The 26174-nt window shown below is 69.6% G+C and carries 27 protein-coding genes; 15 read left to right on the top strand and 12 right to left on the bottom strand.

The genetic code is table 11. From position 1 onward, the window contains the following. Window positions 1–95: 95 nt before the first annotated feature. Entirely contained in the window at window positions 96–2819 is a 2724-nt protein-coding gene (locus AB0J57_RS12305) for a transglycosylase domain-containing protein (RefSeq protein WP_366127992.1), read from the top strand. A 267-nt stretch (window positions 2820–3086) separates the two neighbouring features. After that, window positions 3087–4574, top strand: a complete 1488-nt coding sequence (locus tag AB0J57_RS12300; RefSeq protein WP_366127991.1) for a glycosyltransferase 87 family protein — start codon at window positions 3087–3089, stop codon at window positions 4572–4574. A gap of 29 nt (window positions 4575–4603) precedes the next feature. Here AB0J57_RS12300 and AB0J57_RS12295 read toward each other — a convergent pair whose 3' ends face one another. The 3 genes from AB0J57_RS12295 to AB0J57_RS12285 all read right to left on the bottom strand — a co-directional run bounded on the left by AB0J57_RS12295 (window position 4604) and on the right by AB0J57_RS12285 (window position 7253). Beyond that, window positions 4604–5635 carry an alanine racemase gene (locus tag AB0J57_RS12295; protein ID WP_366127990.1) on the bottom strand — a complete coding sequence of 344 codons (1032 nt, stop codon included), beginning with the start codon at window positions 5633–5635 and terminating at the stop codon, window positions 4604–4606. A gap of 76 nt (window positions 5636–5711) precedes the next feature. Continuing rightward, the gene (locus AB0J57_RS12290) at window positions 5712–6830 is read right to left on the bottom strand and encodes a peptidoglycan bridge formation glycyltransferase FemA/FemB family protein (RefSeq protein ID WP_366127989.1); all 1119 of its coding nucleotides are present in this window, start codon (window positions 6828–6830) and stop codon (window positions 5712–5714) included. A gap of 108 nt (window positions 6831–6938) precedes the next feature. Next, on the bottom strand, window positions 6939–7253 hold the full coding sequence (locus tag AB0J57_RS12285; RefSeq protein ID WP_366127988.1) for a hypothetical protein: 315 nt from the start codon (window positions 7251–7253) through the stop codon (window positions 6939–6941). A gap of 272 nt (window positions 7254–7525) precedes the next feature. On the opposite strand from AB0J57_RS12285, the gene rpsF reads away from it, so the two are divergent. The 4 genes from rpsF (at window position 7526) to rplI (ending at window position 9239) form a co-directional block, all read left to right on the top strand. Continuing rightward, window positions 7526–7816: a 30S ribosomal protein S6 gene (gene rpsF, locus AB0J57_RS12280; protein ID WP_004950685.1), complete on the top strand. Its 291-nt coding sequence runs from the start codon at window positions 7526–7528 to the stop codon at window positions 7814–7816. A gap of 77 nt (window positions 7817–7893) precedes the next feature. After that, the gene (locus AB0J57_RS12275) at window positions 7894–8475 is read left to right on the top strand and encodes a single-stranded DNA-binding protein (RefSeq protein ID WP_366127987.1); all 582 of its coding nucleotides are present in this window, start codon (window positions 7894–7896) and stop codon (window positions 8473–8475) included. A 63-nt stretch (window positions 8476–8538) separates the two neighbouring features. Next, a complete protein-coding gene (rpsR, locus tag AB0J57_RS12270) occupies window positions 8539–8775 on the top strand; it encodes a 30S ribosomal protein S18 (RefSeq protein WP_005315025.1) in 237 nt (78 codons plus the stop codon). Between the two features lie 17 nt (window positions 8776–8792). Beyond that, window positions 8793–9239, top strand: coding sequence for a 50S ribosomal protein L9 (rplI, locus tag AB0J57_RS12265; protein WP_126884150.1), 447 nt, complete (start codon window positions 8793–8795; stop codon window positions 9237–9239). Between the two features lie 154 nt (window positions 9240–9393). Here rplI and AB0J57_RS12260 read toward each other — a convergent pair whose 3' ends face one another. Continuing rightward, window positions 9394–10731 carry an MATE family efflux transporter gene (locus tag AB0J57_RS12260; RefSeq protein ID WP_366127986.1) on the bottom strand — a complete coding sequence of 446 codons (1338 nt, stop codon included), beginning with the start codon at window positions 10729–10731 and terminating at the stop codon, window positions 9394–9396. A gap of 424 nt (window positions 10732–11155) precedes the next feature. On the opposite strand from AB0J57_RS12260, the gene dnaB reads away from it, so the two are divergent. The 3 genes from dnaB (at window position 11156) to AB0J57_RS12245 (ending at window position 15217) form a co-directional block, all read left to right on the top strand. Continuing rightward, window positions 11156–12646, top strand: coding sequence for a replicative DNA helicase (dnaB, locus tag AB0J57_RS12255; protein ID WP_366127985.1), 1491 nt, complete (start codon window positions 11156–11158; stop codon window positions 12644–12646). Between the two features lie 70 nt (window positions 12647–12716). After that, the gene (locus tag AB0J57_RS12250; protein ID WP_366127984.1) at window positions 12717–13799 is read left to right on the top strand and encodes a MerR family transcriptional regulator; all 1083 of its coding nucleotides are present in this window, start codon (window positions 12717–12719) and stop codon (window positions 13797–13799) included. A gap of 41 nt (window positions 13800–13840) precedes the next feature. After that, window positions 13841–15217 (top strand): serine hydrolase domain-containing protein, encoded by a 1377-nt coding sequence (locus AB0J57_RS12245; RefSeq protein ID WP_366127983.1) that lies wholly within the window; start codon window positions 13841–13843, stop codon window positions 15215–15217. A gap of 30 nt (window positions 15218–15247) precedes the next feature. Here the strand turns inward: AB0J57_RS12245 and AB0J57_RS12240 are convergent, their stop codons facing one another. Next, window positions 15248–15700 (bottom strand): GNAT family N-acetyltransferase, encoded by a 453-nt coding sequence (locus AB0J57_RS12240; RefSeq protein WP_366127982.1) that lies wholly within the window; start codon window positions 15698–15700, stop codon window positions 15248–15250. Between the two features lie 84 nt (window positions 15701–15784). Beyond that, on the bottom strand, window positions 15785–16246 hold the full coding sequence (locus tag AB0J57_RS12235; protein ID WP_366127981.1) for a MarR family transcriptional regulator: 462 nt from the start codon (window positions 16244–16246) through the stop codon (window positions 15785–15787). 141 nt (window positions 16247–16387) lie between these two features. Here AB0J57_RS12235 and AB0J57_RS12230 point away from each other — a divergent pair, with 141 nt between their 5' ends. Together AB0J57_RS12230 and AB0J57_RS12225 are read left to right on the top strand one after the other, a co-directional pair. Then, window positions 16388–17602 carry an MFS transporter gene (locus AB0J57_RS12230; protein WP_366127980.1) on the top strand — a complete coding sequence of 405 codons (1215 nt, stop codon included), beginning with the start codon at window positions 16388–16390 and terminating at the stop codon, window positions 17600–17602. A gap of 42 nt (window positions 17603–17644) precedes the next feature. Next, window positions 17645–18064, top strand: a complete 420-nt coding sequence (locus AB0J57_RS12225) for a heme-binding protein (RefSeq protein ID WP_366127979.1) — start codon at window positions 17645–17647, stop codon at window positions 18062–18064. Window positions 18065–18069: 5 nt separating this feature from the next. On the opposite strand, the gene AB0J57_RS12220 is transcribed toward AB0J57_RS12225, so the two are convergent. Continuing rightward, the gene (locus tag AB0J57_RS12220; protein WP_366127978.1) at window positions 18070–18624 is read right to left on the bottom strand and encodes a DUF2269 domain-containing protein; all 555 of its coding nucleotides are present in this window, start codon (window positions 18622–18624) and stop codon (window positions 18070–18072) included. A gap of 76 nt (window positions 18625–18700) precedes the next feature. Here AB0J57_RS12220 and AB0J57_RS12215 point away from each other — a divergent pair, with 76 nt between their 5' ends. Continuing rightward, on the top strand, window positions 18701–19342 hold the full coding sequence (locus AB0J57_RS12215) for an HAD-IB family phosphatase (protein WP_366127977.1): 642 nt from the start codon (window positions 18701–18703) through the stop codon (window positions 19340–19342). A gap of 278 nt (window positions 19343–19620) precedes the next feature. After that, window positions 19621–21495 carry a globin domain-containing protein gene (locus AB0J57_RS12210; protein ID WP_366127976.1) on the top strand — a complete coding sequence of 625 codons (1875 nt, stop codon included), beginning with the start codon at window positions 19621–19623 and terminating at the stop codon, window positions 21493–21495. 20 nt (window positions 21496–21515) lie between these two features. On the opposite strand, the gene AB0J57_RS12205 is transcribed toward AB0J57_RS12210, so the two are convergent. From AB0J57_RS12205 to AB0J57_RS12185, 5 genes are all read right to left on the bottom strand, one after another. Then, window positions 21516–21995 carry an NUDIX hydrolase gene (locus tag AB0J57_RS12205; protein WP_366127975.1) on the bottom strand — a complete coding sequence of 160 codons (480 nt, stop codon included), beginning with the start codon at window positions 21993–21995 and terminating at the stop codon, window positions 21516–21518. A 63-nt stretch (window positions 21996–22058) separates the two neighbouring features. Next, the gene (locus AB0J57_RS12200) at window positions 22059–22955 is read right to left on the bottom strand and encodes a LysR family transcriptional regulator (RefSeq protein WP_366127974.1); all 897 of its coding nucleotides are present in this window, start codon (window positions 22953–22955) and stop codon (window positions 22059–22061) included. A 217-nt stretch (window positions 22956–23172) separates the two neighbouring features. Further along, window positions 23173–24294, bottom strand: a complete 1122-nt coding sequence (locus AB0J57_RS12195; protein ID WP_366127973.1) for a cystathionine gamma-lyase — start codon at window positions 24292–24294, stop codon at window positions 23173–23175. Continuing rightward, window positions 24291–24788: a low molecular weight protein-tyrosine-phosphatase gene (locus AB0J57_RS12190; RefSeq protein ID WP_366127972.1), complete on the bottom strand. Its 498-nt coding sequence runs from the start codon at window positions 24786–24788 to the stop codon at window positions 24291–24293. Before AB0J57_RS12190 ends, AB0J57_RS12195 begins: the two co-directional genes overlap by 4 nt. Window positions 24789–24802: 14 nt before the next feature. Beyond that, entirely contained in the window at window positions 24803–25183 is a 381-nt protein-coding gene (locus AB0J57_RS12185) for a phage holin family protein (RefSeq protein WP_366127970.1), read from the bottom strand. Window positions 25184–25234: 51 nt separating this feature from the next. On the opposite strand from AB0J57_RS12185, the gene AB0J57_RS12180 reads away from it, so the two are divergent. Both AB0J57_RS12180 and AB0J57_RS12175 read left to right on the top strand, forming a co-directional pair. Then, window positions 25235–25552 carry a cupin domain-containing protein gene (locus tag AB0J57_RS12180; RefSeq protein WP_126889254.1) on the top strand — a complete coding sequence of 106 codons (318 nt, stop codon included), beginning with the start codon at window positions 25235–25237 and terminating at the stop codon, window positions 25550–25552. A gap of 144 nt (window positions 25553–25696) precedes the next feature. After that, complete coding sequence (locus AB0J57_RS12175; RefSeq protein ID WP_366127969.1) at window positions 25697–25918, top strand: DUF5326 family protein; 222 nt, start codon at window positions 25697–25699, stop codon at window positions 25916–25918. Window positions 25919–26174 lie beyond the last annotated feature (256 nt).

Genomic DNA, 26174 nt, shown 5'->3' with positions numbered 1-26174 from the left:
AGCCCGAGCCAGGGCTGGTCCGTATCGATTTCGGGGGGACCGGAACCCAGCTGCCGCTTCCAGGCGTACTCGCCTGCCCGAGGAGTAGTCGTTCGATGAGCGAGCACCGTCGCAAACCGCCGCAGCCGCAGGGTGGCGGACGTGCCGCGGCCAGGCGAGCCGCCCAGCAGCCCTCAGGCCGCAGGGCGGCCCAGGCAAGAGGAACCAGTACCGGATCCCGTTCCGCGCCGCCCGGAGGCGGTGAGGAGCGGGTGTACGGCAGCCGGGCCGAGGCCCGCCGGGCCGCCCAGCGCGGCGGACGCCGCCGCGGTGCCGAGGGCGCCGCCGGAGCGGCGGCTGGGCGAGGTGCACGCGGCGGGCACCCGGGCAAGAAGCGGCTGATCGACTACCCGCGCCACAACAAGTACGGGTGGCGCCGCTGGGTGCCCTCCTGGAAGCTCGTCTCCGGGCTGTCCCTCGGGTTCGCGGCCGCGGTGCTGGGTGCCTCGGCGATCGTGTACTCGATGGTGGAGGTGCCGGAAGCGGTCAAGATCGCGACGGCGCAGAACAACGTCTACTACTACGCCGACGGCACGCAGATGGCCGCCACGGGTGGTGAGGTCAACCGCCAGATTCTCGACTACGACAAGATCCCCATGGCCATGCAGAACGCGGTGATCTCGGCCGAGAACAAGACGTTCTGGGATGACAAGGGTGTCGACCCCAAGGGCATCAGCCGCGCCGTGGTCAACATGGCCATGGGCGAGCAGACCCAGGGTGGTTCCACCATCACCCAGCAGTACGTGAAGAACGCGATGCTGGACGACCAGAGCCAGACCGTGAGCCGCAAGCTCAAGGAACTGTTCATCTCCCTGAAGGCCGGCATGGAGGAGGACAAGAAGGACGTCATGGCCGGCTACCTGAACACCTCGTACTACGGGCGGGGTGCGTACGGGATCCAGGCCGCGGCACGCACGTATTACGAGAAGGACGCGGACGAGCTCAATGCCAGCGAGTGCGCGTTCCTCGCCGCTCTGCTGAAGGGCGCCACCTACTACGACCCGGCCGGGTCGGTGGACATCGACCCCAAGGCCACGCCGGCGGCCAACACGGAGGCGGCCACCAAGCGGTGGAAGTGGATCCTCGACGAGATGGTCAAGGACGGGAAGCTCGATGCCGCCGAGCGGGCCGACTACACCAAGTTCCCGATGCCCAAGCCGCCGAAGAAGGAAGCACGGCTCGGCGGCCAGGTGGGGTACATGGTGGACCTGGCCAAGGCGTTCGTCATCAACAACAACGACGTGGGCATCACGGCGAAGAAGCTCTCCCAGGGCGGTTACGAGATCCACACGACCTTCGACAGGAAGAAGGTCGAGGCCCTGTCGAAGGCGGTCCAGAAGGTCGAGGCCGCCAACATCGACCCCAAGAAGCGCCCGGAAACGGACACCCACGTCCAGTTCGGCGGTGCCTCGGTCGATCCGAAGACCGGTGCGATCGTCGCCATCTACGGCGGCTCCGACGCCACCAAGCACTTCACCAACAACGCCGACCAGACCGGTGCCCAGGTCGGTTCGACGTTCAAGCCGTTCGTGCTGGCGGCGGCCATGGAGTACGGCGTACGCGACCCCCAGGGTGAGCCTGTGCAGGGCCCTGACCAGCGCCGGACGGTCGATCCGGACAAGACGTACTACAACGGCAAGAACAAGCTCAAGATCAAGAAGTACGACGGCAGCGTCTGGCACAACGAGGACGGCGAAGAGTGGCTCCAGGTCAACGACGGTGACAAGAGCTACGGGGACATCAACCTCCGCGAGGCGATGATCCACTCCGCCAACTCGCCCTTCGTGCAGCTCGGCATGGACGTCGGCATCGAAGAGGTCAGGGAGACCGCGATCAAGGCCGGCCTGCGCAAGGAGAGCCTCGTCGGGGCGAACGTGCCGTCCTTCTCGATCGGTATCTCCGACCCCAGCGCCATCCGTATGGCCGGCGCCTACGCCACCTTCGCGGCCAACGGGAAGCAGCGCGACCCGTTCTCCGTGACGGAGGTGAAGAAGCGCGGCGAGGTGATCTTCAAGCACGAGGCCACGACCAAGCAGGCCTTCTCGTCCGCCATCGCCAGCAACGTCACCGACGTCCTGAGGGATGTCGTCGAGGACCCCGAGGGCACCGGTAACAACGCGGCCATCCCGGGCCGTCAGGTCGCCGGCAAGACCGGTACCACCGACGGCAACAAGTCGGCCTGGTTCGTCGGCTACACGCCACAGCTCGCCACGGCCATCGACATGTACCGGATGGACGACAACGCGGCGAACAAGAACCGCAAGTTCCTGGAGATGTACGGCACGGGAGATCAGAAGAAGATCCACGGCTCGTCGTTCCCGTCGGAGATCTGGCAGAAGTACATGTCGGCGGCGCTCAAGGGCGAGAAGGTGATCCCCTTCCCCGAGCCGGAGAAGCTGGAGGCCGACACTGTGTACGGCGGCGGCGCCAAGAGCCCGGAGCCCACGCCTTCGAACTCGCCTTCGCCGACGCCGTCCCAGACGGAGTCCCAGACCCCGTCGCCGACCCCGTCGCAGTCGCAGAGCACCGAGCCGACGGAGCCCTCGTGCGGCCCGTTCGACTGGGACTGCAACAACGCGGACGGCGGCCAGAACGGTGGCCAGGACGGCGGTACCGACACCGGCGGGGTGGACACCGGCGGGACCGATACGGGCGGTACGGACGACGGCGGCACGACCGGCGGCGTCACCACCAGTCCGTCGCCCCCCACGGGGGGCAGCACCAACGGCAACGGGAACGGTGGCGGCAACGGAGGCTGGTTCGGCGGAACGGAGGGCTAGCGCCCGGCGTCCCCGCCCCCGCTGCCGCCGAGGCCGTGGACCGAGGGCCGCCGCATCCGGTACGTACATCGCGTGCGTACGCCGGGTGCGGCGGCCCTCGGCGTTTCACGGAGCGTTGCGCCGGCCGGGAGGGCCGGGCCCGGAAGCGTTGTGCCCGAGCGTTGCGCCGGGAGCGCCGGGCCCGGAAGCGTTGTGCCCGGGCTGTTGTCCACAGGGCGTTGTCCACAGGCCGCGCCGGCCCACAGCCCCGTACGGCAGGATGTCCCCATGCCGAGCCCACAGAAGACGACGAGCGCCCACCAGGACCGGCCCGTCGTGCCCCCGACCCGGCGGGACGAGGTCGCAGCCGCGGGCAGCGAGCTGATCGGCGGCCCCGTCGGCCGCTGGGCGCAGCTCGGCGGCAGCGCGCTCACGCCCGTCCGCGTGGTCGCCCTCGTCGCGATCGGGATGTTCGCGCTCGGCATGGTGCAGAAGCTGCCCTGCTACAACTGGGCGTGGTTCCGCGGCACCAGCTCGCAGTACACCCACGCCTGTTACTCCGACATTCCGCACCTGTTCATCGGGCGGGGCTTCGCCGACGGGCTGATCCCGTACTTCGACCGCCTCGGCGGCGACATGGAGTACCTCGAATACCCGGTCCTGACCGGGCTCTTCATGCAGGTCGCTTCCTGGCTGACGCTGCCCTTCGACGGCGACCTCCAGTACCGCGAGCAGATGTACTGGATGGTCAACGCGGGCATGCTGATGGTCTGCGTGGCCGTCCTCGCGGTCTGTGTCGCGCGCACGCACCGCAACCGCCCCTGGGACGCCCTGCTGGTCGCCCTGGCTCCCGCCTTCGCGCTCACCGCCACGATCAACTGGGACCTGCTCGCCGTGGCGCTCACCGCCGCCGCCATGCTGATGTGGTCGCGCGGCCGGGCGCTGGCCTTCGGAATCCTCCTCGGCCTCGCCACGGCCGCCAAGTTCTATCCGTTCCTGCTGCTCGGACCGTTGCTGCTGCTGTGCTGGCGGGCCGGGAAGTGGCGGGAGTTCGGCGTCGCCGTGGTGGGCACGGTGGGCTCGTGGCTCGCGGTGAACGTGCCGGTGATGCTGCTGGCGCCCGAGGGCTGGAAGAAGTTCTACGACTTCAGCCACGACCGGGGGATCGACTTCGGGTCCTTCTGGCTGATCATCACCCAGCGCACCGGCGTGAACATCACACCTGACGACGTCAACACGTACGCGATGGTGCTGATGCTGCTGGCCTGCGCCGGGATCGCCGCGATGACGCTCACCGCCCCGCGCCGACCTCGCTTCGCGCAGTTGGCCTTCCTGGTGATCGCCGCCTTCATCCTCACCAACAAGGTCTATTCACCCCAGTACGTGCTGTGGCTGATCCCGCTCGCCGCCCTGGCCCGCCCGCGCTGGCGGGACTTCCTGATCTGGCAGGGCTGCGAGGTCATGTACTTCGTCGGGATCTGGATGTACCTGGCGTACACCACGAGCGGGAACAAGCAGGGGCTTCCGACGGAGGGCTACCAGTTCGCCATCGTCCTGCACCTGGCCGGGACGCTGTTCCTGTGCGCCATGGTGGTGCGGGACATCCTGCTGCCGGAGCGGGACGGGGTACGGCGCGACGGCTCGGACGACCCGTCCGGGGGCGTCCTCGACCGCGCGGAGGACGTCTTCGTGCTCGGCCGGGCCGCGCATCCGCCGCAGCACGCCGCACACGCGGTCCAGGGACCGCGTGTGGAGTGGGGCGTCGTACGGGAGTGACGGGCCCCGGCGGAGCCGGGGCCAGGTCCCTAACGCTCGACCAGGCGGTCGAACTGGGTCGTGGTGTGCCGCAGGTGGGCGACCAACTCGTCGCCGACCTTGGGCTCCTGGGCGTCCGACGGGACGAACAGGATCGACACCTGCATGTGCGGCGGCTCGGCGAACCAGCGCTGCTTGCCCGCCCACACGAACGGCGAGAGGTTCCGGTTGACCGTCGCCAGACCGGCGCGGGCCACGCCCTTGGCGCGCGGCATCACGCCGTGCATCGCCTTCGGGGCCTCCAGGCCCACGCCGTGCGACGTACCGCCGGCGACGACGACCAGCCAGCCGTCCGACGCCGCCTTCTGCTGGCGGTAGCCGAAGCGGTCCCCCTTGGCCACGCGCGTGACGTCCAGCACCGCGCCCCGGTACTCCGTCGCCTCGTGGTCGCCCAGCCACAGCCGCGTACCGATCCGCGCCCGGAACCGGGTCTGCGGGAACTGCTGCTGGAGCCGCGCCTGCTCCTGGGCCTTCAGGTGGCTGACGAACATGGTGTGCAGCGGCAGGCGGGCGGCGCGCAGCCGGTCCATCCAGCCGATGACCTCCTCGACGGCGTCGGTGCCGTCCGTGCGGTCCAGCGGCAGGTGCAGCGCGAAGCCCTCCAGGCGCACGTCCTCGATCGCCGCGTGCAACTGGCCCAGCTCGTGCTCGCCGATGCCGTGCCGCTTCATCGAGCTCATGCACTCGATGACGACCCGCGCGCCGACCAGGGCGTGCACGCCGTCCACGGAGGACACCGAGCGGATCACCCGGTCCGGCAGCGGGACCGGCTCCTCGCCCCGCCGGAACGGCGTCAGGACCAGCAGGTCACCGCTGAACCAGTCCTTGATGCGGGCCGCCTCGTACGTCGTGCCGACGGCCAGCATGTCGGCGCCGAAGCGGGACGCCTCCTCCGAGAGCCGCTCGTGGCCGAAGCCGTAGCCGTTGCCCTTGCACACCGGGACCAGACCCGGGAACTGGTCGATCACGGACTTCTGGTGCGCCCGCCAGCGAGCGGTGTCGACGTAGAGGGAGAGCGCCATGGCCGGCCCGGAACCTTTCTGTGGCTGCGGTGTATCGAAGGTGCTTACGAGACTTGCGTACGAGACTACGGAAGCGTCAGCGGCGTGACATGTAGATGTCGAGCGCCTTGTGCAGCAGCTTGTTGAGCGGGAAGTCCCACTCGCCGATGTACTCGACGGCCTCGCCGCCCGTGCCCACCTTGAACTGGATCAGGCCGAAGAGGTGGTCCGTCTCGTCCAGCGAGTCGGAGATGCCGCGGAGGTCGTAGACCGTCGCGCCCATGGCGTAGGCGTCGCGCAGCATTCGCCACTGCATCGCGTTCGAGGGGCGGACCTCGCGGCCGATGTTGTCGGAGGCGCCGTAGGAGTACCAGACGTGCCCGCCGACGACGAGCATGGTGGCCGCCGACAGGTTCACGCCGTTGTGGCGCGCGAAGTACAGCCGCATGCGGTTGGGGTCCTCGTTGTTGAGGACGGTCCACATGCGCTGGAAGTAGGACAGCGGGCGGGGCCGGAACCGGTCGCGCACGGCGGTGATCTCGTACAGCCGCTGCCACTCGGCGAGGTCCTCGTAGCCGCCCTGGACGACCTCGACGCCGGCCTTCTCGGCCTTCTTGATGTTGCGCCGCCAGAGCTGGTTGAAGCCCTTGAGGACGTCGTCGAGCGAACGGTTCGCCAGCGGCACCTGGAAGACGTAGCGGGGCTGTACGTCACCGAAGCCGGCGCCGCCGTCCTCGCCCTGCTGCCAGCCCATCTTGCGCAGCCGGTCGGACACTTCGAAGGCGCGCGGCTCGATGTGCGTGGCCTCGACGTCACGCAGGCGCTTGACGTCCGGGTCCTGGATGCCGGACTTGATCGCGGCCGCGTCCCAGCGGCGGATGACGACCGGCGGGCCCATCTTCACGGAGAAGGCGCCCTGGTGCTTCAGGTGCGCCAGCATCGGCTGGAGCCAGTCGTCCAGGTTCGGCGCGTACCAGTTGATCACCGGCCCCTCGGGGAGGTACGCGAGGTACCGCTTGATCTTCGGGAGCTGGCGGTAGAGCACCAGGCCGGCGCCGACCAACTGGCCGTCCTTGTCGAACCAGCCCAGGTTCTCCGAACGCCACTCGGTCTTCACATCAGCCCATGCGGGGACCTGGCAGTGACTCGCCGCAGGCAGGCTCTGGATGTACGCCAGATGCTGCTCTCGGCTGATGGTCCTCAGGGTCAGGCTCATGCGGGGCGCTCCTCGGCAGGTGTGTCCCCATGGGTACAGGGGCTCCGGCTCTCGCGCCGAAGCCTACTGGCACCGGGGAGCGCCCCGACTGGCCGTACGCCGGAGGGCCTAACCGAGGACACCGCCGAAGAGGCCGCCGTGGGCCATTCCGAGCCCGAAACCGATCGCCGAGGCGCCCAGGCCGATGATCAGCAGGGTGCGCTCACGTGTCGTCTCGGAGATGTACTGGCCGTAGGCACCGGTGAGGATGCCCACCAGGCCCGCCCACGAGCTGATCAGGTGGAGGTTGTGGAACTGGGCCGTGATGAAGGCGAGCAGACCGAGTACCACGGTCACCGCCATCAGCGTGTCCTGGAGCGGATGGGGCTTGCCGTCCGTGGCGAAGAGCGACGAGGTGGGGTGACGGTGGAATGCCTGGGCCATGAGGTACCTCCTGGCTGTGCCGGAAGGCGGCGCATCGTAGCGCCGCACGCACCCGATGTGTACAGATTGCGTCCCCTGGCCACGGGATTTCAACCGGAAGCCGGTGTGCGGGTACTCTGTACGGTCTGCACCGGTGTCTGCCCATGCCCTGATCAGGGTCCCCCACTCGCTGAGGGCGATTGTCAGTGGTGGCCGATACCGTTGCTCACGCATCACGACCCTCCTGCCACGGAACGACCGTGGCCGCTGAGTCCAAAGGAGGTGGGTTCCACATGCGTCACTACGAGGTGATGGTCATCCTCGACCCCGATCTCGAGGAGCGCGCTGTCTCCCCGCTGATCGAGAACTTCCTCTCCGTCGTCCGTGAGGGCAACGGAAAGGTTGAGAAGGTCGACACCTGGGGCCGTCGTCGTCTCGCTTACGAGATCAAGAAGAAGCCCGAGGGCATCTACTCGGTCATCGACCTGCAGGCCGAGCCTGCGGTCGTCAAGGAGCTCGACCGCCAGATGAACCTGAACGAGTCGGTCCTCCGGACCAAGGTCCTCCGTCCCGAGACCCACTGAGCACTCTCGCTCAGAGGTCATCGGGTTTCGAGTAGCAGCAGCAAGCAGCCAGAAGCAATCCCGCCGAGAGGTTCCCCATGGCAGGCGAGACCGTCATCACGGTCGTCGGCAATCTTGTCGACGACCCCGAGCTGCGCTTCACCCCGTCCGGTGCGGCGGTCGCGAAGTTCCGCGTCGCGTCCACTCCCCGTACCTTCGACCGTCAGACCAATGAGTGGAAGGACGGCGAGAGCCTGTTCCTGACCTGCTCGGTCTGGCGCCAGGCGGCGGAGAACGTCGCCGAGTCGCTCCAGCGAGGCATGCGCGTCGTCGTGCAGGGCCGGCTGAAGCAGCGGTCGTACGAGGACCGCGAGGGCGTCAAGCGCACGGTCTTCGAGCTGGACGTCGAGGAAGTCGGCCCCAGCCTCAAGAACGCCACGGCCAAGGTCACCAAGACCACCGGCCGCGGTGGCCAGGGCGGCTACGGCGGCGGCCAGCAGGGCGGCGGCAACTGGGGCGGTGCCCCGGGTGGTGGCCAGCAGGGTGGCGGCGGTGCTCCCGCCGACGACCCGTGGGCGACCAGCGCGCCGGCCGGTGGCCAGCAGCAGGGCGGTGGAGGCGGTTGGGGCGGAAGCTCCGGCGGTTCCGGCGGCGGCTACTCGGACGAGCCCCCCTTCTAGTCCCGCGAGGGATTTCAGGGCTCAGGCTCGTACCCCACTTCTTGATCACACAGGAGATACACCATGGCGAAGCCGCCTGTGCGCAAGCCGAAGAAGAAGGTCTGCGCATTCTGCAAGGACAAGACCGCGTACGTGGACTACAAGGACACGAACATGCTGCGGAAGTTCATTTCCGACCGCGGCAAGATCCGTGCCCGCCGCGTGACCGGCAACTGCACGCAGCACCAGCGTGATGTCGCCACGGCCGTCAAGAACAGCCGTGAGATGGCGCTGCTGCCCTACACGTCCACCGCGCGATAAGGGAGGGTGACCGAAACATGAAGATCATCCTCAAGCACGAGGTCTCCGGCCTCGGCACCGCCGGTGACGTCGTCGACGTCAAGGACGGTTACGCTCGCAACTACCTGGTCCCGCGCGGTTTCGCGATCCGCTGGACCAAGGGTGGCGAGAAGGACGTGGCGCAGATCCGCCGCGCCCGCAAGATCCACGAGATCGCGACCATCGAGCAGGCCAACGAGATCAAGGCCCAGCTCGAGGGCACGAAGGTGCGCCTGGCCGTTCGCTCCGGCGACGCCGGCCGTCTCTTCGGCTCCGTGACCCCGGCCGACATCGCTGCGGCGATCAAGTCGGCGGGTGGCCCGGAGGTCGACAAGCGCCGTGTCGAGCTCGGCTCGCCGATCAAGACCCTGGGTTCGCACCAGGTCTCCGTGCGCCTGCACGCCGAGGTCGTCGCGAAGCTCGGCGTCGAGATCGTCGCCGCCTGAGCACTGCGCTCAGCGATCGGCTAGCGGTCGTCCAGCAGTAAAGAAGGGCCGCACCTCCGGGTGCGGCCCTTCCGCTGTGTGCGCCATGCGCTGTTTCACGTGAAACTCGCTGTCTCACAACTCGCTGTTTCACGTGAAACATGGCATCGCGCGGTCAGCGCGTGGCGCCCGTGATCAGCCAGCGGCCGGAGCGCGTCCGCTGCCACAGCGTCAGCATCCGGACCGCCATCATCAGCGCCATGGCCCACCACAGGGCGGTCAGCCCGCCGCCCAGTGCGGGCACCAGCAGCGCGACCGGCGCGAAGACGGCGAGCGTCAGCACCATGGCACCGGCCAGGTAGGGGCCGTCTCCGGCGCCTATGAGCACACCGTCCAGGACGAAGACGACTCCCGCGATCGGCTGCGAGAGTGCCACGACCAGCAGCGCGGGCAGAAGGGTGTCCTGCACGGTTGGGTCGGAGGTGAACAGCGGGATGAAGAGAGGGCGGGCCAGGACGATCAGTCCACCGAGCACCAGTCCCGAGGCGATGCCCCACTCGACCATGCGGCGACAGACCCTCCGTGCTCCCTCGGCGTCACCGGCGCCCAGGTAGCGGCCGATGATCGCCTGCCCCGCGATGGCGATGGCGTCCAGAGCGAAGGCCATCAGGCTCCACAAGGACAGGATGATCTGGTGGGCGGCGACATCGACGTCGCCCAGCCGGGCGGCGACGGCGGTGGCGATCATCAGGATCGCGCGCAGCGAGAGCGTACGGACCAGGAGCGGCACCCCGGCCTGGGCGCTGGCCCGTATACCGGCGGCATCGGGCCGCAGCGAGGCGCCGTGGAGCCGTGCTCCTCGGACGACGACGAAGAGGTAGGCAGCGGCCATGCCGCACTGGGCGATCACGGTGCCCCAGGCGGAGCCGGCGATACCGAGGCCGGCGCCGTACACGAGCGCCACGTTGAGCACCGCGTTGGCCGCGAAGCCGGCGATGGCGACGTACAGCGGCGTCCTGGTGTCCTGGAGGCCGCGCAGCACGCCGGTGGCGGCCAGCACGATCAGCATCGCCGGTATCCCCAGGCTGGAGATGCGCAGATAGGTGGTGGCGTACGGGGCGGCGGTGCCGGAGGCGCCGAACAGGTCGATCAGCCAGGGCGCGGCCGGGAGGGTGACGGCGATGACGGCCAGGCCCAGAAGCAACGCCAGCCAGATGCCGTCCATGCCTTGCCGGATGGCCGACGGCAGATCACCGGCGCCGACCCGGCGGGCGACGGCCGCAGTGGTGGCGTAAGCCAGGAAGACGAAGACGCTCACGGCGGTGGCCAGCAGAGCGGCCGCGATGCCGAGACCGGCGAGCTGGGGGGTACCGAGGTGGCCGACGATGGCGCTGTCGACCATCACGAAGAGCGGCTCGGCGACGAGCGCACCGAAGGCCGGCACGGCGAGCGCGATGATCTCGCGGTCGTGCCGGCGCCGTTCGCTCTTCGGTCGCGCGGGGGCCTGGGTCATGGGTGCAATCTAATCTTCCACAGGTAAGAGATGCAAGGGCCTTTGGGTCCTTACTCATCAGGGAGTTGACGCTTCTGGTGTGCGCCGTTTGTTCTGATCTTGGTCCGGCTGGGAAAGTTTTTCTCCCCCACAGCCGGTGGATGGAAAAATAGCAGGTCAGACGGGGTCTGTCGGTTTGGCTATGAGTTTGTCCACACGGCTGTCCCCTGCTCCGTGCACAGGTTCTGCGGGGTTCTCCACAGCATCTGGGTCTTCACCCACAGGCCCTGTGGATAACCAGATTGGCTGACGGTGCCCGCGGGCCTACCGTGGTCCGGCGCTCGACGCGCCAGAAGCGGAGTTGAGCCTCTCGCTTTGTCAGTGTCGTGCCGTAGAAAGAGTGGCACGGCGAGGGTCCGCGGAGCGGACGGGAGGAGGTGGGCCGGTGAGCATTCCCGAGCCCTTGGACGACCCCTGGGCCGACACCGGGCCCAGTGACCGTCTGCCCGTCACCCGTCAGCGGGGGAGCGACAGCCGCGGGCGTGGCCTGAGCCGTGACGAGCAGCACGAGCGGGGCAGCGAGAGCGGTCCGTGGGACAGCGGCGCGGGCGGTTTCGAGCGGGTGCCGCCGCAGGACCTCGACGCCGAGCAGTCCGTGCTCGGCGGCATGCTGCTCTCCAAGGACGCGATCGCGGACGTCGTGGAGATCATCAAGGGCCATGACTTCTACAAGCCGGCCCACGAGACGATCTACACCGCGATCCTCGACCTCTACGCCAAGGGCGAGCCGGCGGACCCCATCACGGTGGGCGCCGAGCTGACCAAGCGCGGGGAGATCAACCGCGTCGGTGGGGCGTCGTACCTGCACACCCTGGTCCAGTCGGTCCCGACCGCGGCGAACGCCTCCTACTACGCGGAGATCGTCCACGAGCGGGCGGTGCTCCGCCGGCTCGTCCAGGCCGGCACCAAGATCACGCAAATGGGATACGCCGCCGACGGCGATGTCGACGAGATCGTCAACTCCGCCCAGGCGGAAATCTACGCGGTCACCGAGCAGCGCACGAGCGAGGACTACCTGCCGCTCGGCGACATCATGGAGGGCGCTCTCGACGAGATCGAGGCGATCGGCTCGCGCAGCGGCGAGATGACCGGCGTACCGACCGGCTTCACGGACTTCGACTCGCTGACGAACGGCCTGCACCCCGGGCAGATGATCGTCATCGCGGCCCGTCCCGCCATGGGTAAGTCGACGCTGGCCCTGGACTTCGCACGAGCAGCATCGATCAAGAACAACCTGCCGAGCGTCATTTTCTCCCTTGAGATGGGCCGCAACGAGATCGCGATGCGTCTGCTGTCGGCGGAGGCACGTGTGGCGCTGCACCACATGCGCTCCGGCACGATGACGGACGAGGACTGGACGCGACTGGCCCGGCGTATGCCGGACGTCTCCCAGGCCCCGCTCTACATCGACGACTCCCCGAACCTGTCGATGATGGAGATCCGCGCGAAATGCCGCCGGCTCAAGCAGCGGAACAACCTCAAGCTGGTCGTCATCGACTACCTCCAGCTCATGCAGTCCGGCGGCTCCAAGCGCGCCGAGAGCCGGCAGCAGGAGGTCTCGGACATGTCGCGAAACCTGAAGCTGCTGGCCAAGGAGCTGGAGCTGCCGGTGATCGCCCTGTCGCAGCTCAACCGTGGCCCCGAGCAGCGTACGGACAAGAAGCCCATGGTCTCGGACCTCCGTGAGTCCGGCTCCATCGAGCAGGACGCGGACATGGTCATCCTGCTGCACCGCGAGGACGCGTACGAGAAGGAGTCGCCCCGCGCGGGCGAGGCGGACCTGATCGTGGCCAAGCACCGTAACGGTCCGACGGCGACGATCACCGTGGCCTTCCAGGGCCACTACTCGCGGTTCGTCGACATGGCGCAGACCTGACCGGACAGCTCCGGACCCCGGCCGGCGCCGTTTTGACCTTCATGTTGCTTGAAGGTCAACAATCGCGCCCATGGACGACGAGACCGAAGCACGGTTGAGCATCGGACCCTTCGCCCGGCGGGTGGGGCTGGCGCCGAGTGCCTTGCGGTTCTACGACGACTGCGGTGTTCTGCGCCCCGCCCACGTCGACGACCTGACGGGCTACCGCTACTACGAGCCGGGCCAGGAGGCGCGTGCGCGTCTGGTGCGGCGGTTGCGGGAGGCGGAGCTGCCGTTGGTGGACGCCCTGGTGGTGCTCGACGGGGGTCAGGAGGCGGCTCGCTCGGTGCTGGCGGGCCATGCGCGCAGGAGCCGCGACACGGCTGCGGCGGTCCAGGCGGCCATCGAGGACATCCTGCGCGACCTGCCCGGTGCGGCGGAGACGGGAGCGGCGCCCGGCACGCGGGCCCGGATCGGCGGAGCGGAGCTTGCCAGCGCCGTACGACAGGTGGCGCCCGCCGTGGCCGGTGCGGGCGTACGGGAGGAGTTCCCCGAGCTCGGCTGTGTCCTGGTCGAACTCGACGGCCAGGAAGTGCGGTTCGTGGCGACGGACCGCTTCCGCATGGCGGTCCGGGTGCTGCGCGCCGACCCGGTCGTGGGCGAGCCACGGCAGGCGCTGGTGGACGCCTCCGAGATGAGGGACCTCGCGTCCTGGGCCCTGTGCCTGCCGGAGGTCACCGTCGCGATCGACGGGCAGGGTGTCCGCGTCCACAGCGGTGACCGGACCCGTACCCTGCCGGTTCACGACGGCACGTTCCCGGACTACCGGATGGTCCTGGACGGCCTGCCGCGGCCCCGGCACCGGATCATCACCGCACGGGGCGACCTTCGCGAAGCTCTGGCGGACCGCTGCGGCAGTCCGGCGGTCGTCCTGTCCACCGAAGAGCAGCGGCTGGTGGTCTCCGCCCCCGACACGGCACGCGCCACGCTCCGTGCCCTCAGCTCCGGAGCGCCGGCGAACATCGCCTTCGACCCGGGCGTGCTCCTGTCGGCGCTCGACGCGGCGGTCGGGCCGGACGTCCTGCTGGAGATGTCATCGCCGACGCAGCCCGTCGTGGTCCGTTCCGCGGACCAGGGCAGCTTCACCACCTTGGTCATGCCGGTGGCGGCTTAAAGCGGTCGACGGTGGCCCTTGTGGGCGGATACATCTGGGGCATGACGTCATCCTTCGAAGCACTTCTCCCCAGCACCGAGCGCGCCCTGCTGCACCGCGTGGCCACCGCGCAGGCGGAAGGCCGGGCGCCCTCTCTCGTCGGCGCGGTCGCCAGGGACGGCCGGCTGCGGTGGGAAGGCGGGCGCAGTTGTGTCGATGGACATGTACCGGATGCCGATACGCAGTACCGAATCGGTTCCATCACCAAGCCGTTCACGGCGGTCCTGGTGATGCGGCTGCGGGACGAGGGGCTGCTCGACCTGGGCGATCCGCTGGAGAAGCACCTGCCCGGGACGAGCGTGGGTGACGTGACGATCGCTCAGCTCCTTGGGCACAGTGCCGGTCTGGCGGCCGAGTCACCGTCACCGTGGTGGGAGCGGACGCCGGGGACGGTACGGCCGGAGCTTGCCGACGTGCTGGGTGAGCGGCCGCTGCTGCATCCGGTGGGGCGGCGTCACCACTACTCCAACACCGGTTACACGCTGCTGGGTTCGCTGGTAGAGGCGGTGCGCGGGGTGACGTGGGAGGAGGCGCTGAAGGCTGAGATCCTGGAGCCCCTGGGGCTGGGGCGGACGAGCACCCAGCCCGTGGCGCCGCACGCCGGCGGCTGGGCGGTGCACCCGTGGGCTGATGTGATGCTGCCCGAACCGGCCGAGGACCTCGGGCTGATGGCATCGGCGGGCCAGCTCTGGTCGACCGCCTCGGATCTGTGCCGGTTCGCCGCCTTCCTGGCGGAGGGCGATGAGCGGGTGCTGAGCGCCGAGACGCTGCGGGAGATGCGGACGCCTGCCGTACCGCCGGAGGCGGGCAACTGGGACGGTGGCTACGGGCTCGGGTTGCAGTTGGTACGCAGTGACGGGCGCACCCTGGTGGGCCACTGTGGCTCCCTGCCGGGCTTCCTCGCGGGGCTGTGGGTGAGCGTGGAGGACGGTGTCGCCGCGGTCGTGCTGGCCAACGCCACGTCGGGGCCACTGCCCGGCGCGGTCGCCGCCGACCTCGTACGGATCGTGGCCGACGCCGAGCCGCGTATCCCCGAGCCCTGGCGGCCGCTGCCCGACGTCGATCCGGCGCTGCTGGATCTGACCGGGCCCTGGTACTGGGGCACGTACGCCTACGGACTGCGGGTGGTCGCCGATGGTGGTGTGGAGCTGTGTCCCTTGCGTGGTCAGGGGCGCGCCTCGCACTTCCGGGCGGAGGCGGATGGCACCTGGACCGGCCTGGACGGCTACTACGCGGGGGAGACGCTGCGAGTCGTGCGGCGTGAGGACGGTTCCCTGAGCCACCTCGACCTGGGGTCGTTCGTGTTCACGCGCAAGCCGTACGAGCCGGGGGACGCGGTGCCGGGCGGTGTGGACCCGGACGGGTGGCGCGGCCTGTGATGTTTCACGTGAAACGGTGCGCTCAGGACATCACAGCGTCATCTTGAAGCCCAGGTGGGAGGCCTGGAATCCAAGCCGCTCGTAGAAGCGGTGGGCGTCGGTGCGGGTGGCGTCGGACGTCAGTTGAACCAACTGGCATCCCTGGTGCCGCGATTCTGCGATGGCCCATTCGATGAGCTGAGTGCCAAGGCCCCCGCCGCGCTCATCGGCGTGTATGCGGACGGCTTCAATGATCGACCGGGTGGCGCCACGCCGTGACAGCCCGGGAACGATCGTGAGCTGAAGTGTTCCGACGACCCGCTCCTCGCGTACGGCGACGACCAGGTGCTGATGCGGGTCGCCCGTCAGCCGCTCGAAGGCGGCGGTGTACGGAGTGAGGTCGTCGGGCGACTCGCGCTGCGCCCCCAGGGGGTCGTCGGCGAGCAGGGCCACGATCGCGGGAATGTCGTCGTGGGCCGCGGGCCTGATCTCAAGATCGCTCATGGGGCGCACAGTACCCCTGGCCCTTGGCCGGTCCAGGAAGGGCGGTCCCGCCGGGCGGTCGGGCCGGGCGGTGGGGTTGGGCGGTCAGCCCACAGGCACGTGCAGCTCTTCGACGACCCTGACCAGCGGGGCGAGCTGTGGGTTCTTCGCCGCCTCGTCGAGCGCTTCGCGCAGGGCCGCGTCATTGGTGGGCCGGGCCTCGGCGAGCAGCGTCAGGCCGGCCTCGGTGACGTCGGTGTAGATGCCGCGTCGATCCGTGTCGCAGAGATACCGCGTGAGCAGGCCGCGGTCCTCCAGGCGGGTGACCAGGCGGGTGGTGGCGCTCTGGCTGAGGACGACGGCGTCGGCGACCTGCTTCATCTGGAGGTGGCCGCCGGGGCCGTTGTGCTGCCGGCTGAGGACGTCGAGCAGGGAGAACTCGCGCACGCTGAGGCCGTGCTTGGCCTCCAGCTCGCGCTCGATGCGGGCCTCGATCTTCCCGTGGAGCAGCGAGAGCGCGCACCAGCCCTGGGAGAGGGCGGTGAGCGCCGGGTCTGTGGCTGTCATGGGGTCTCTCCTCCGTCCCGGAGCGGCTTGTCCACCAGGATAGACGACCACTGCAATAGCCCGCGCTTGCAATTAACCCGCGTCTGCAATTATTGTCGACGCTCGTAAGGCGCAGACGCAATCTTCTGGAAGGTGTACTTCATGCCGCTCGCGCTTCTGGCCCTCGCCATCGGGGCCTTCGGCATCGGGACCACGGAATTCGTGATCATGGGCCTGCTTCCCCAGGTTGCGGCTGACTACCAGGTGTCCATCCCGACCGCCGGCTACCTCGTCACGGGCTACGCACTCGGTGTCGTTCTCGGCGCGCCGCTGATGACCGTCCTGGGCACCCGCGTCTCCCGTAAGCGGATGCTGATGCTGCTCATGGGCCTGTTCATCGCGGGCAACGTCCTGTCCGCCCTGGCCCCGTCCTTTGGCCTCATGCTGACCGGCCGGGTCGTCGCCTCGCTGGCGCACGGCGCGTTCTTCGGCATCGGATCGGTGGTCGCCGCCGACCTCGTCGCCCCTGAGAAGAAGGCCGGCGCGATCGCGATGATGTTCACCGGCCTGACCGTGGCCAACGTGGTCGGCGTGCCGGCCGGCACCTTCATCGGGCAGACGGCCGGGTGGCGCGCCACCTTCTTCATCGTGGCCGCCCTTGGTGTCCTCGGCCTTCTCGGTGTCGCGCAACTGGTGCCCGAGCAGCCCAAGCCCGAAGGCGTACGGCTGCGGCACGAGCTCGCCGCCTTCCGCAACGTGCAGGTGCTGCTGGCCATGGCGATGACCGTGCTCGGCTTCGGCGGCGTCTTCGCCGCGATCACCTACATCACCCCGATGATGACTGAGGCCGCCGGCTTCGCCGAGTCGTCCGTCACGTGGCTGCTCGTCCTCTTCGGCCTCGGCATGGTCGGCGGCAACCTGATCGGCGGCAAGTTCGCCGACCGCAAGCTGATGCCCCTGCTGTACGTGTCGCTGGGAGCCCTGGCGCTGGTGCTCGCACTGTTCACCGTGACGGCGCACAACCAGATCGCGGCCGCGATCACCATCGCGCTGATCGGCGCCTTGGGCTTCGCGACCGTGCCCCCGCTGCAGAAGCGGGTCCTTGACCAGGCGTCCGGCGCCCCGACGCTCGCCTCGGCGGTGAACATCGGCGCCTTCAACCTCGGCAACGCGCTCTCCGCCTGGCTCGGCGGCATCGTCATCGCGGCCGGCCTCGGTATCACCGCCCCGAACTGGGTGGGCGCCGCCCTGGCCGCCTCCGCCCTGGCCCTCGCCGTCCTCTCCAGCGCCCTGGAGCGCCGGGACGCCGGGCGCGGGAGCCGCATCGTCGCCGGTGCCAAGCCCGAGCCGGCTGCCGTCCCCCTCGCCCGTCACTGAGACACCCACCTGAGCCCACCTCGCATCAAGGAGCCTCCCCACGTGAGCACCACCGCCGTCGCCCCGCTGACCACCCAGGACGCCGAGAGCCTCGTGGACACCGCCCGTCGTGCCGCCGAAGCGGCCGGGGTCACCGTCGCCATCACCGTCCTGGACGCGGGCGGCCACCTGCTGGCCTTCCGCCGTGACGACCGCTCCGTCCTGATCGCCGGCGAGACCAGCACCCGCAAAGCGTTCACCGCTCTCCAGTTGAACGCCCCGACCGCCGACCTGGTCGACGCCGTCCAGCCCGGCGGTCCCTTCCACACCCTCCCCACCGCCCTCGACCGCCCGCTCCTGTTCATCGCGGGTGGCGTCCCGGTCCACCGCGACGGCCGCCTGATCGGCGCGATCGGCGTGGGCGGCGGCGCCCCGGAGCAGGACCACGGTTTCGCCATCGCGGCGGTGGAGGCACTGGCCTAAGGGCGTCAGCCGACCTGCTTCACCCTCGTCCCTCTGGTCTGGAACGGTTCCCGGCCAGGGGGACGAGCCTGTTTCACCTGGGTCGAGGCGCGGAGGCGGCGGCCACGCCGGGTGAGGCCCCAGGGCTTGAGGACGGAGATCGCCGTCATGAAGAGATACGCGCCGGTGGCCACGATCGGGGCCGCCACCAGGCTGCTGTCGGGCACGCCGGCGGCTGCCGCCCGGTCGATCTCCGGCCGGAGGGAGAAGACCGTCGCCGCCGCCGTGATCACGGTCAGCCAGAACTTGACCCAGACCCAGCGATGCCGAGCCAGGCCCCATGGCGTGCCCAGGGACAGGACGAGGCCACTGATGAGGGCGGCCAGTGCGGCCGGGGCGAGCAGCCAGTCGCCGAAGACCTTCATGGCACGGTAGGCGGCCTTGGTGAGTGAGGCATCGGCGGTCGTGTAGGCGGTGACACCGAGCGCCAGCAGGCCGATCGTGAGGCCCAGCCAGCTCACGGACACGGCGACGTGGAGGACGAGGAGAGCCCGACGAGCGGGACGCTTGAGTGGTTTCACGTGAAACACGGTCCCGGGCGGGATGCGCCAAGGCGTCTGACAACGGGAGTAACCCCACGTACTAACCTCGGCGTACATGGCGATCCCACCCAGACTCCATCTGTTCGACCTCGATGGCACGCTGATCCGCGGGTCCGCGGCGGCTGTGGAGATTTCCCGCCAGCTTGGACTGAGCGCCGAGATCGCCGAGCTGGAGCGCGCGTTCCTGGCCCGGTCCCTGACTCCGGACGAGTTCGCGGTACGAGCCAGGGAACTGTGGTCCGAGCTGACCCAGGCGCATGTCGCGGCGGCGTTCGACGGTGCGCCATGGCTGGAGGGCATCCGCGAGGTCTGGGCGGACATCCGGGCCGGCGGCGGTTACTGCGCGGTCATCTCCCTGTCACCCGATTTCTTCGTCGAGCGTCTGCTCGACTGGGGGGCGCATGCCGCCCACGGTTCACGTTGGCCTGCCGTGCCATTCACCCAGCCGGTCAATCGGGAGGGCATTCTCAATGCGTCGGCGAAAGTGAAGATCGCGAACCAACTCTGTGCAGAGTTGGGGGTGGAACTGGACGAGTGTGTTGCATACGGTGATTCCATGTCCGACGCGGAGATCTTCGCGACGGTCCCGGTAGCGGTGGCGATCAACGCGGACCATCATCTGGCCGGGCTTGCCACACACGCTTATACGGGAGGCGATCTCCGCGAGGCCTACGAACTGGTACGACTCGGCCGTTAGTTCAAGGACACGACGGTAACGCAGCCTAACGAAAACTGGGGACGAAATCCGGGCTTTCCACTCTCGCTCAGACGAGCCGGCAACTCCTGCCATGCTGCGACCACAGCAACTGCGGTCAATGTCACAGCCAGTCGCACTCGTCCCGATTCGTGGTGTGGCTGAGGGTTACTGTGGGCGGCGGGCAGCGAATACGAGGCGAAAAGCGGCGAATTGAGGCACCTTCCGGGCCGGCGGAACGTGCGCAGACCGACCGAAAGATGTTCGAGGCGAGGCACTCTATGGACGCTCCGACCACCACGTCGGCCGACAACGGCACTTCCGGCGGCAGCGGCGGGGGCGGCGGCTGGTTCACTCCCCGCAAGCCGGTCACCGACCGGCCCGCCGAATCCGGGGCTGCCCGTGCCGACGGGCGGCCCGGCGAGCCCTCCGATGCCGGGGAGGCCCCGGACGGCAGCCAGGAACGGATAGCCGGCCCGCGCCGGCCGCTCACCTCCATACGCATGGTCGGCACCGGCGCGACCCGCACGACCCAGCCAAAGCCGGCCCCGGGCGACCCGGCGCCGCATTCCCCGACCCCGGCTCCCGGCACCCCGACCCCGGCTCCCGGCACCCCGGCCCCGCGCACCCAGGCGCCCGACACCCAGGCCCTGGGCCACCAAGGCCCGCGCACCCCGGTCACGGGCACCCAGGGCCCGGGCTCCCCGGCTCCCGCCGCCCAGCCCCTCCCCAACCCTGCCCCGCCCTCCCCGGCGCCCGAGAGCGACACACCCGGGCCCTCGGACGTGCCGTGGCCCGGCGGCTCCCCGGAACCGGTACGCGAGCATCCCGCCGACCGCCACACGGCCCCTACGCCCCAGGACGCCCCCGTCAGCACCGCGTACGCCGCTGACCGCCAGGGCGCCGCGTACGACGCCCCCGGTGGCCACGACGCCCCCAGCCGCCAAGGCGCCGAGCAGCCGGCCCAGGCCTCAACCACGCCCGCCGCCGCCGCCGACGCCGACCCCGACGCCGACGCGCCGGCGCGGGCGGCCGCCGTGGAGACCGGGTCCCCCGACGCCGTGCGGGTGCGGCGGACGCTCGCCGAGGTCGGGCCCGTGGCCGACAAGGTCACCTCGTACTTCTACGCCCTGCTCTTCACCCGCAACCCCGAACTGCGCGCGCTCTTCCCGGCCGCCATGGAGGCCCAGCGCGACCGGCTCCTCAAGGCGCTGCTGACCGCCGCCGAGCACATGGACAACGCCGCCGTGCTCACCGACTACCTTCAGCACCTGGGCCGCGGCCACCGCAAGTACGGCACCGAGGCCTCGCACTACCCCGCCGTCGGTGAGGCGCTCATCGGGGCGCTCAGCCGGTACGCGACGACGACCTGGGACGAGGAGACCGAGGCCGCCTGGGTCCGGACGTACACCACGATCTCCCAGATCATGATCGACGCGGCCGCCGAGAACGAGCGGCACGCGCCCGCCTGGTGGCACGCCGAGGTGGTCTCGCACGACCTGAGAACGCCGGACATCGCGGTCATCACGGTCCGCCCCGACCAGCCGTACCCCTTCCTGGCCGGGCAGTACACGAGCCTGGAAACGCCCTGGTGGCCGCGGATCTGGCGGCATTACTCCTTCGCGTCGGCGCCCCGCTCGGACGGACTGCTGTCCTTCCACGTCAAGGCGGTCCCGGCGGGCTGGGTCTCCAACGCGCTGGTCCACCACGCCCGCCCCGGCGACGTCCTGCGGCTGGGCCCGCCGGCCGGTTCGATGACCGTCGACCACACCACGGACAACGGCCTGCTCTGTCTGGGCGGCGGCACCGGTATCGCGCCCATCAAGGCGCTGGTCGAGGATGTCGCCGAGCACGGCGCGCGGCGCCCCGTCGAGGTCTTCTACGGCGCCCGTACCGATCACGACCTGTACGACATCGACACCATGCTGCGGCTCCAGCAGTCCCACCCGTGGCTGGAGGTGCGCGCGATCATCGACGGCAAGACGCAGTTGCCGGACGTGGTGCGCGAGTACGGGCCGTGGAACGAGTACGACGCCTATCTCTCGGGCCCGGTCGGCATGATCCGCAGCGGTGTCGACGCGCTCAGGGGCGTCGGTGTGCCCTACGAGCGGATCCGCCACGACTCGCTCGAAGAGCTCGTGGCAGCGGCCGACTAGGGACGGGGCCAGGGACGGGCCTAACCCAGGTCTGGGGCGTGCATCGCCCGTACGCCCTCGATGTTTCCGTCCAGGTAGTGCCGCAGCGACAGCGGCACGAGGTTGACGGCGGCGATCCCGACCCGGCTGAAGGGCACCCGGACGATCTCGTACTCGCCGAGCGGCTCGTCCACCTCCGGCCCGTGCCGCTGTGCGGGGTCCATGGACTCCAGTCGGCAGACGAAGAAGTGCTGCACCTTCACGCCCGAGACGCCGCCGTCCACGATGTGCTCGACGGTGTCGACGAAGCAGGGCACCACATCGGTGATCTTGGCGCCCAGTTCCTCGTGGACCTCCCGGTGGAGCGCGTCGACGACCGTCGTGTCACCCGGCTCGACGCCGCCGCCCGGGGTGAGCCAGTAGGGGTCCATGCCGGGCTTCGTGCGCTTGATCAGGATGAGATCGTCGCCGTCGAGCAGGATGGCGCGTGCGGTGCGCTTGACCACTGGACGTTCGGTCATGGCTTGAAAATGGCCCGGCGGGCGCCTTCTGAAACACCCCCCGGGGACCGCATCGACCTGCCGTCACCAGTCCGTCGCAGCGCGCAGCAGCGACTCGTGCGCCCGCGCGATGTGCGGCAGGGACAGCGTGCCGGTGCGCACGACCACGAAGTACGTGCGCAGCGGGGGCACCGGCGGGTCCAGCAGCGCGACCAGCCGGCCGCTGGCCAGGTCGTCCTCGCAGAGGTAGCGGGGCAGTACGGCCAGGCCGGCGCCCGAGGCGGCCGACTCCTGGACGGCGCGCAGGTCGGGGGCGATGACGGTGGCCGCGGCGGCCGGTTTGGACTCGAAGACGGCCGCCCAGTAGCGGGCCACGAACGGCAGTGACTCGTGGACCTCGACGACCGGTAACTGCTCCAGTACGACGGCGCCCTTGCGGAGCAGGACGCCGGGGGCCAGCCGGGCGGCCCAGCGCGGGGAGGCGACCAGGACGTGCTCCTCGTCGCAGAGCGGGGTCGCGGTGAGCAGGCCGCCGCGTGGGCGGGCGGTGGCGATGGCCAGGTCGTGATGGCCGGCGGCCAGCCCGTCGAGGACCTCCTCGGCGGCGGAGACGAGTGACGTGCGCACCGCGAGGCCCTGGGAGACCAGGGTGGTGAGGGCGGGCAGTGCGCGTACGGAGGTGAACTCGGGCGGGCCGGCGAGGTGGAGGGTGCGTACCCCGGACTCGTCGTCGAGCCCCGCCTCGGCGATCTCGACGAGGGCGTCCAGGTGCGGTGCGGCTCGGTGGGCGAGTTCGTCGCCGATGGTGGTGGGCGTGACGCCGCGGGCCTGGCGGAGGAACAGCGGGCGGCCGAGCTGGCGCTCCAGCGTGCGGATCTGGCTGGTCACGGCCGGCTGGGAGAGGCCCAGCAGGGCGGCGGCGCGGGTGAAGGAACCGGCCCGGTGCACCGTGACGAACGTACGCAGCAACGCCAGATCCATGCGCCTCGCCCCTCCCACCCCCGGCCACGCGCGGCTGACGTCACCTCAAATCCGACCGTCCAACTATAAATAAGTCGATAGGTCGCTGTCGCTAGCGTGATTGGACACTGACACAGAGTCAACTAGCCTAGTTCTCGCGGTCACCCGCAGGAAAACGCGGACGGTCCGAGCCATGAGGGGGGAGGCTCGGACCGTCCGTTCGTCGTAGCCGATTCGCTCAGCCCGCCTCGTCCAGCGCGCGCAGTACGTCCGCCACCAGGTCGTCGGCGTCCTCGGCGCCGACCGAGAAGCGGACGAAGCCCTCGGGCACGGCGTCCCCGCCCCACCGGCCGCGCCGCTCGGCCGTGGACCGCACCCCGCCGAAGCTGGTCGCGTCGTCCACCAGCCGTAGCCCGGCCAGGAAGCGTTCCGCCCGCTCCCGCCCGGACAGGACGAAGGAGACGACCGACCCGAAGCGCCGCATCTGCCCGGCCGCCACCTTGTGCGACGGGTCGCCCGGCAGCCCCGGGTAGCGCAGACCGGACACGTCCGCGCGCCCCGACAGCGCCTCGGCTAGCGCCAGCGCGGTCGCGCACTGCCGGTCGACGCGCAGTTGGAGCGTCGCCAGCGAGCGGTGGGCGAGCCACGCCTCCATCGGCCCCGGGATCGCCCCGGCGATCTTGCGCCAGCGCCGCACCGAAGCCGCCAGGGCCGCGTCACGGCAGGTCACATGGCCGAGCAGGATGTCACCGTGCCCGGTCAGGCCCTTGGTGTCGCTGGCCACGGAGAAGTCCGCGCCCAGCTCCAGCGGGCGCTGCCCGAGCGGGGTGGCGAGCGTGTTGTCGACCGCGACGAGCGCGCCCCCGGCGCGCGCGGCGGCCACCAGCCGCCGGATGTCGCAGACGTCCAGCCCCGGGTTCGACGGCGTCTCGATCCACAGCAGCCGAGCCCCGTCCAGCACCGAGAGCTGGGCGTCGCCGCCGGTCGGCGCGGTGCGCACGTCGATTCCGTATGCCTGGAGTTGTTCGCGCACCAGCGCCAGTGCCTGGTAGCCGTCGGCCGGCAGGACGACCGCGTCACCGGCCTTGAGCTGCGAGAACAGTACGGACGAGATGGCGGCCATCCCGGATGCGAAGACGACCGTCTCGACATCCGGCTCACCGGGTGCCTCCAGCTCGCCGATGGCGCGTTCCAGAAGCGTCCAGGTGGGGTTGTCGTCCCGCCCGTATGTGTACGGGCCGGTCGGCTCGCCGGGCAGGTGGTAGTGGGCCGCGAACACCGGCCCGGGCAGGGTCGGCTCGTACGCCTTCGGTTCGGGCAGTCCGGCCCGTACCGCCCTGGTTCCGTCGCCCCACGTCATGCGGCACGCTCCTTCAGACTTTCCCGTACGGCGTCGAGCAGCCCCTCGCTCGCCGCCTCCACCATCTCCAGGCACTCCTCGAAGCCGGCCCGCGAGCCGTAGTACGGGTCGGGGACGTCGAGGTCGGCCGGCGCCGACGGGTCGTACGACCTCAGCAGCCGTATCTTCGCGGCCTCCACCGGTGTGGGCGCGAGCCGGATCAGCTCACGCCGGTGGCCCTCGTCCAGCGCGATCACCAGGTCGAGCCGCGCGAACCACGACGCGCGGAACTGCCGGGCGGTGTGATCGGTCCCGTAACCGTGCTCGGCGAGGACGGCGACGGTCCGCGGGTCGGCGCCGTCCCCCTCGTGCCAGCCACCGGTGCCCGCGCTGTCCACCTCGACCACACCGTCGAGCCCCGCCTCCGCCAGCCGCGCGCGGAAGACGGACTCGGCCATCGGGGAACGGCAGATGTTGCCGGTGCAGACGAAACAGACACGGTATGCGGTGCTCACCGGTCTCACCCTGCTCAGTCCCTGCCGTCGGGCAGAACGACGTTCATGGCCCACGACACGACGGAAATGATCAGGCCGCCGAGTACGGCGGTCCAGAAGCCCTCGACGTGGAAGTTCAGGTCCAGCTTGTCGGCGAACCACGAGGTCAGCAGCAGCATCAGCGCGTTCACGACCAGGGTGAACAGGCCCAGCGTGATGATGAACAGCGGCAGTGTGAGCAGTTTCACGACCGGCTTGACGAGTGTGTTCACGATGCCGAAGACCAGGGCCACCAGGATCAGGGTCAGGGCCTTCTTGCCGGTGCTGTCACCGGTCAGTGTGATGTCGGCGAGCAGCCAGATCGCCACGGCCAGAGCGGCCGCGTTCGCGATCGTCTTGACTAGGAAATTCATCATGTGTCTGATCGTGGCAGACGTGATCGGACCAAGGGCAGGGGCGGACGGGCGATGAAGGCATTCCGACTGGATGAGCTGGAGGCGGAGCGCGTCGCCAATGACGGCGCGTATCTGCAGTTCCTTCGGGAGCGGAACATGTCGGTGGGCCTGTACGCGCTCGACGCCGGGCAGCTCGATCCGCAGCAGCCGCACAAGGAGGACGAGGTGTACTTCGTCGTCAGCGGGCGCGCGTCGATCACGGTGGGGACGGAGACGACGCAGGTGGGGCGGGGCAGCGTGGTGTACGTGCCGGCCGGCGTGCCGCACAAGTTCCACCACATCACCGAGGACCTGCGGGTGATGGTGGTCTTCTCTCCTCCGGAGAGCTGACGGCGGGCGCCCGGCGGGGTCCGGGTTCCCTAGGGGGAGGATCAGGGGAGAGCGGGGGCCGCGGGGCGCCCGCGGCGAGTCCCCGGCACCTAGCATCGAAGGTGTCCAACGGTAGGGAATGTCACCAGAGATGAGGTAGGGACAATGGCGGCGGTACGGGAAATTCTCGCGGGGATGCCCTGGTGGGTTAAGTGGATCGCCATACCCGTCATCGCCCTGGTGGTCTTCGGGAGTCTGATCGGGACCGTGGTCAGTGTGCTGATCGGGCTGCTGTTCAAGGTGCTGGTGTTCGCCGTGCTGGTCGGTGGACTCATTTATGTCGTACGGAAGTTCATGTCTTCTTCGTCGTCCCGGGGCGACTGGTGAGTTCTCCCGGACATTCGTCCGGCCGTCCGCCCGGGTGTTAGCCCGGGCGGGGGAACGGCCCGGGCGAAACCTCACCCCGAACGGAGGCTGCCATTAGAGTGGCAAGCCTCCGCTGCCCTTGGAATCAAGGGGTTTACGAACGCCCTACCAGCGGTTTGTACGACTGAACGGGGCGAAACGCCTGGGGGTGACCTTTGGCCACGGCACCGCATTCCCCTCCCACCCGTACCCCTGTCCCTTCCGCGACGCCTTCTCC

This window comes from Streptomyces sp. NPDC049837, assembly GCF_040674455.1.
Classification (GTDB): Bacteria; Actinomycetota; Actinomycetes; order Streptomycetales; family Streptomycetaceae; genus Streptomyces.
The sequence above is the reverse complement of the archived record's forward strand: the minus strand, read 5'-3'. Positions and strand labels throughout refer to the sequence as shown.